Annotated in this window: 4 protein-coding genes; 3 read left to right on the top strand and 1 reads right to left on the bottom strand. The window is 63.6% G+C overall.

Annotation, left to right across the window (positions count from 1 at the left end):
* Positions 1–61: 61 nt before the first annotated feature.
* Positions 62–187, bottom strand: a complete 126-nt coding sequence (locus tag QTI66_RS39790) for a transposase domain-containing protein (RefSeq protein WP_353506279.1) — start codon at positions 185–187, stop codon at positions 62–64.
* A gap of 316 nt (positions 188–503) precedes the next feature.
* Here QTI66_RS39790 and QTI66_RS37585 point away from each other — a divergent pair, with 316 nt between their 5' ends.
* The 3 genes from QTI66_RS37585 (at position 504) to QTI66_RS37595 (ending at position 4,938) form a co-directional block, all read left to right on the top strand.
* Positions 504–2,270: a hypothetical protein gene (locus QTI66_RS37585; protein WP_286565470.1), complete on the top strand. Its 1,767-nt coding sequence runs from the start codon at positions 504–506 to the stop codon at positions 2,268–2,270.
* A 290-nt stretch (positions 2,271–2,560) separates the two neighbouring features.
* Entirely contained in the window at positions 2,561–4,276 is a 1,716-nt protein-coding gene (locus tag QTI66_RS37590; RefSeq protein WP_286565471.1) for an ATP-binding protein, read from the top strand.
* Positions 4,273–4,938 (top strand): response regulator, encoded by a 666-nt coding sequence (locus QTI66_RS37595; protein ID WP_286565472.1) that lies wholly within the window; start codon positions 4,273–4,275, stop codon positions 4,936–4,938. Before QTI66_RS37590 ends, QTI66_RS37595 begins: the two co-directional genes overlap by 4 nt.
* Positions 4,939–6,146 lie beyond the last annotated feature (1,208 nt).

The following is a 6,146-nucleotide window of genomic DNA, read 5'->3' on the forward strand; positions in this document are numbered from 1 at the left end:
GGCCGTAGATGATGCGTGAGCGTCTTGCCGTCCCATCTTGACGGCAGTGCCGACCAGTCGCTCAGTCGGCGAATTTGTTGATGTCGTTGCCGGCCCGCCAGCGGTGCGGTAGCAACTCCTCGGTCCGGCTGTTCAAGTGGGTCGGCAGCCTCGCGAGGACGTCGCGCAGGTATTGCTGCCCTCCAATCCAATGGCGGACTGCTCTGCCATTGGCTTTGAAGCGCGTTTAACGCGCATCCATCCCCGGCGAGTTCGGAAGCAAAGGCACCAGACAAAAAAAAACGAAGGCAGTTCCTCCGTGGACTCGCCGCCGCGAAGAATTTCACGCTTACCCCCAAAACCGCGCGAACAAACGTTGTCTCAAGGCGACGCCCCCCTCAATCAAGGGGGGCAAGAGTCAATGCCCTTTCATAGACTCCGGGCCGCGGGATGTTTCGAATTGTGTCGAATCCGCGCAGCCCGTCGTGTGGCGGGCGCATCACAAACAACCAGGAATGAACAGCATGAAGCGTTTTGATGTGTTGGCCAAGTCAGCAACCGCCTGCGCGGCGTTGATGGTGATCGCAGCTTGCGGCGGCGGCGGAAGCGGCGGCAGCAATTCCGCCGCACCGTCGGGCACGACCAAGAATGAGCCGAGCCTGCAGCTTTCTGGCACAGCCGCTACCGGCGCCGCCTTGGCCAACGCCCACGTGTCCGTGAAGTGTGTGAGCGGCAATGGCACAGCCACCACCAACAACAATGGCGCCTACACCCTCAAGATGACCGGCGGTGCGCTGCCTTGCATCATCAATGTCACAGGCACACAGGATAGTGTTGAGGTCAGCCTGCACTCGGTGGCCGAAGCCGGCTCGATCGATTCGGCAAGTAATACGACCAGTGCTGCGGCCAATGTGACGCCCCTGACCGAGATGATTGTGGCCAAGCTGAGCGCTGGATTGCCATCCGACTTGTTCGCTGCTTTTAGTTCCGCCAACAGCGGCCAGGTGACCAGCACCCAGTTGGTGGCAGCAACGAATGCCGTGTTGACCGCCATCAAGGAGGCCATAGGCGTGGACCTGGGCACCATAGACCCGTTCAAGGCGCCGCTGGTCGCGGCAACCAGCACCAACCCGGATGCAGGTAATGGCTACGACAAGCTCCTGGACGAACTGGGCACCAGGATCAGCGTCGAATCGCTGCCACAGCTGGTCAACCAGATCGCTGATTCCGCAGCGAACGGCGGCACGATCGGAACGGTGATTGGCGATGCGGGCAAGGGTCCGCTGGCCGGCTGCGCGGTCGCATTGAGTGGCAAGTACCGCACCGTCGACTTCTTCGGCCGCACCACGGTGCGCGACATCGACTTCAAGGCAATGACCTACAAGTCGGGCGATGGCACGGTCAACTTGACTATTGCCGCTGACGCCGCCAAGCCGTGCACGTTTGCGGCAGAAGGCCTGCAAGGTACCGACCAGGTTCGCTACGAGTTCGCCGTTGGCGCCTCGGGTCTGGGTGGCTACCAGATCTTCAACAGCACGACCCAGCGCTCCAGCGTGGGCTACCTGATCCCTGTGCAGACGCATGCCAAGGCATCGCTGGCCGGCACTTGGGACCTGCTTCAGAGCGGATATGTGCCTGACGACGGCTTCGTCCACTGGCCGGGCAAATTCACCATCGCAGCCAACGACAAGGTCGAGGTGTGTGACATCAATCTTCGCAACTCGCCGCAGACATGCACGCCGGACACCGAAGCGAATCTCACGGTGACGGACCGCTCCGACGGCGGTATGGACTTGCTGGAAGCCGGTGGCGGCGTCGCTCAGATGTACGGCTACCGTGCCCCGAGCGGCGGCATGGTGGTATTCGGCACGGCCAATCCGACGGGCGCGAACACTCCGGAAACCGAGCAGTCGCACTTCCTGCTGACCAAGCTGCAGCCCATCGTTGCGGCTGCAGTGGGCTCCAAGACGAGCTACTACGACATCCAGTTCAACCGTGTGGGCCAGAACAATGTGACCCAGCCACCAGCGGTCGGCACCACGACCCTGACGGCGGTCGACGGCAACAATCTGACCCGGACTCGTGACGATGGCCGCGTGGACCGCACCCAGCTCAACACGCCGTTGCCTGGCTACCGTCACCGCGATGCCGGTCTGATGCCTGACGGCGTCACGCCCTTCGCGGAGCTCTACCAGTTCCAGGTCCCGGGCACCGGTCTGACCGTGTCGATCAATGCCGAGCCCACCAGCCCGACGCGCTCGCACATCTACGTGATGAGTTTCAACCGCTGATTGCCACCTAGCGTCGATGGACGAGCCCTGGAGGTGCAAGCCCCAGGGCTGTTCGAATGCGATGGCGGTCGCAGCTCTTCTGACCAGCAGGCCCGGTCCATCACCTACTCGCGGGGATTGCCTGCTCGACGGCCTAGGTACAGTCCCGCTCCGTGTCATATCCCGCTGATCTCCTGCTGCGATTCGCCCGCCGGCTCGCCCTGTGCCTGCTTTTGGCCGGGCTGGCGCAGACACAAGCACAGGTGCTGACGTTGCCGCAGGCAGAGGTCATGGCGCCTGGCAGGGCGCCCATGAGGGTCGACCTGCCTCACGAATGGAACGAAGGGCTGCTCGGCTTCAGCGGCGTCGCGGAGTACCGAATGCACTTCGACGCGCCCAGTGGCAAGGAACTGTTGGGCGTGTACATTGCGCGCGCCTGCAGCGCGCTGCAAGTGTTCGTCAACGGCGAGCTGATCGGTTCCGGCGGTCCCATGGAGCAGCCCTATCTGCGCAACTGCTACTACCCAAATCTGTTCCCCCTGCCGCGGGCTCTGCTGAAGGCGCAGGGCAACGAGCTGCGCGTCCAGGTGGCGGGCCACGCCTTCGGAGAGGCGGCCTCGCGACAACGTTCCAGCGGCATGTCGGCGGTGCAGGTCGGCTCGCTCGCGGACCTGCAGGCGCAGTACGACAGCCGGTATACATGGAACATCACGGTCTCCCAGATCATCTCCACCACCCTGCTGGGTTTCGGCCTGGCCCTGTTCGGCTTGTGGCTCGCGCGCCGCCGCGATCGCTATATGCTTTACTTCGCGTTGTTCGCAATCGGCTGGGCCGCGCTCACTGCCCGCCTCTTCACGCGCTTGTCATTCGGGTCGCACTGGGCGACCGAGGCCTTTCTGACCTTCGCGTTCTTCCCAGTGGTTTCCTGCGCCTTGTTGTTCCTGATGCGCCTGCTTGGACGGCGCTGGGGGTGGATGGACTGTGCGCTGGCCCTCCAGAGCGCGGCCTTCGCACTGCTGGTGGTCTTCACGCCGCGAACGCAGTTGCTCACCACGGCCACCGCGCTCTACCTGGTTGGCACGGTGGAGTTTCTGGTGTGCATCTTCGTCTTCTTGGTGCTGGCCTGGCGCACCCACCGCATGGACTTCTGGCTGGTCGGCATCGTGCTCGTGCACTCCATCGTGCTGCTCGGGCTGGAGATGGCCCAGCAGTACGGCATGCTGCCGCTGCCGAACGTCGTGCTGGGTCACTTCACCATGCCGCTGGTGTTCAGTGTGATCGCAGTGCGCCTGATCCAGCTGTTCGTTCGTGCCCTGACCCAGGCCGAGACGCTGAACCAGGAACTGGAGCTGCGCGTCCTCGGCAAGTCGCGCGAGATCGAACGCAACTGGCAACAGATCGCCGAGCTGCGCACCGCACAGGCGGCGCAGGAAGAGCGCCGGCGTATCGCCTCCGACCTGCATGACGACCTGGGCGCGCAGTTGCTCACGATCGTGCAGGCCAGCCAGCGCGGCGGCCAGCCCGATCGCATCGCGGCAATGGCCCGTCAGGCGTTGGAGGAGATGCGCCTATCCGTGCGTGGGATGACCGGACACGTCACCGCTGCGCAGGAGGCACTGGCGGATTGGCGCGCCGAAACTGTGACCCGTCTGTCCGAGGCCGGCATGCTGCCGGATTGGTCGGCGGACGATCCACCAGCGGACCTGATCCTGCCGGCGCGCACGCACGTGCAGGTCACGCGTATCCTGCGCGAGGCCGTGTCCAACGCCATCCGTCACAGCGGTGGCGGGCATTGCGCAGTGCGTATCCGCTTCCGTGGGGGCGCACTGGAGCTTGAAGTTGAGGACGACGGCCGCGGTCTGCAACCGGGTGGTGGTGCGCACAGCGGACACGGCTTGCTCAATATCGAGCGACGCGTGCGCCATCTCGGCGGCGAGCACCGCTTCCGCGTGCCGCCGGGCGGCGCCGGCACGTTGCTGGTCGTCAGCATCCCATTGATCAATCACGCCACTCAGGAGCTCACATGAAGCAAGCCCTCGTCGTCGAAGACCTTGCCGATGTGCGGGATTGGCTGGTCGAGATCGCGCGGGCGGTGTTTCACGGGATCGAGGTGACGGCCGTCGGCCGCGCCGACGCGGCGATGAACTGTGCCGGTGGCGAAGCGTTCGATGTGGCGCTGGTCGATCTCGGGCTACCCGACGGAAGCGGCATTGACGTGGTGCGCACCCTGCACCGTCAGCAGCCGCAATGTCTGGCGGTGGTTGTGACGATCTACGACGACGACGAGCACCTGTTTCCGGCTCTGCAGGCCGGCGCATTCGGGTATTTGCTCAAGGACCAGCCACGCGAGGTCTTGGCGGCTCAATTGCTGCGCATCGCGAGCGGCGAGCCGCCGTTGTCACCGCCCATTGCGCGCCGCGTGCTTTCCTTCTTCGGTCAGAACTCGGCCGGACGGGCCCCGCCCCAACCACAACCCGCTTCACAAGTCAGGACAGTGAGGCTGACCGAGCAGGAGACGGTAGTGCTGCAGCGTGTGGCCAAGGGCTACACACTCCCGGAAATAGCGCAGCAACTTGGCCTCTCACGTCACACGATCGCAGAACATGTGAAGAACATTTACCGCAAGCTTGATGTGTCCTCGCGCGCCGAGGCCGCGCTGGAGGCGGCCCGCAGGGGGCTCGTGAGCTAACAGAAACCCACTCGATCGTAAACCCCTTCAGGCGAGGTATTCGCCGCGATCACCGTCGCGCCTACATTGCGCTCGTCCAGCGCTCGCGCGGCACGGACAAGAAGGCGTGTGCATGCAGATGCGGGAAGATGCTTCGCCGTAGGCAATCCCGCGCAGACCTCCAGTGTCAAATCGCGTAGGGATATTCAGGACGTGAACTCATCATTCAAGTTTGACAATCTCAGCAACGAGCAATTGGCTGCACTGGCCGCACAGTGGCGGGCTCGAGCATTTCATGGAGAACGAGACGCCAAGGGTCGGGCGCATGAACTGGAACTCGAGTTGCGCTGCAGAAAAGGAGCTACCTTGTCGACGCTTGGCGCGGATCTGCACAACCCACATCGGACAAGAGGTGCGTGGTGGGCGTTCTGGCGCAAGTAGGCCGCGCTTGAATTTTCAGCCCGTCTCGCCAGGATCGATTGGCTGCATGTCCGCTGAGGGCCATGGCGGTCGGTGAGCGTCGCGCCGCGAAGGGCAGCAGCGCAGCGTCAGCTGTCTTTACGGGTCGCTCGACGAACTCACGCTGTGAGGCCGCCTCCTGCCGTCCCAAGCCCAAGAAGGCCTCGGCAGGAAGGACCGGTTCGAAGGTATTGCAGTCATAGCCCGGCTGCATTCCCATGGGGCCTTGCTATCGCAGAGTCGAACGACCGCTTGCCTGGCTGCTCAAATGGAGGTCAGGGCCCTGAGCCAAATTTCGAATTGCGACCGCAAACTTCCGGAATGCTGACCAAAGCAGTCGCTCAGTGCGTCGCGACCTGGACTTTCTGGCTACGTGGCGAGACATCGAGACGGCCGGCAGCTTGATCTCGATGCCAAGCTCAAAAGCAGGGCCTCTGGAGCAGTCGTTCGATTCAGAAGCAGTTCAACAAGGCACGTATGAGGTGCAAACCGTGCTCGCCAACCACGTGCCCAGATAGCAGGGAAAAAGTCGCAACCCGGCCGGGACCCACTGAGCGCGAGGGGCGAGTGATGGGTCGTGAACGCCGCCCAAGTCGCTGATGCCCGATGGCGTGGTGTGGCGAAGCACTGACGACCGCTACTCGACGCCCTCTCGCAGGATTTCAAGAAAGCGCATCGCAAGCGGCGAGAGCACGTGATTCTTGCGCATGACCACGCCGATCGCCCTCGTGAAGCGCGCCTCCGCGAAGGGCAGCGGCGAGAAGCCGTGG

This window comes from Variovorax brevis, assembly GCF_030317105.1.
Taxonomy (GTDB): domain Bacteria; phylum Pseudomonadota; class Gammaproteobacteria; order Burkholderiales; family Burkholderiaceae_C; genus Variovorax; species Variovorax brevis.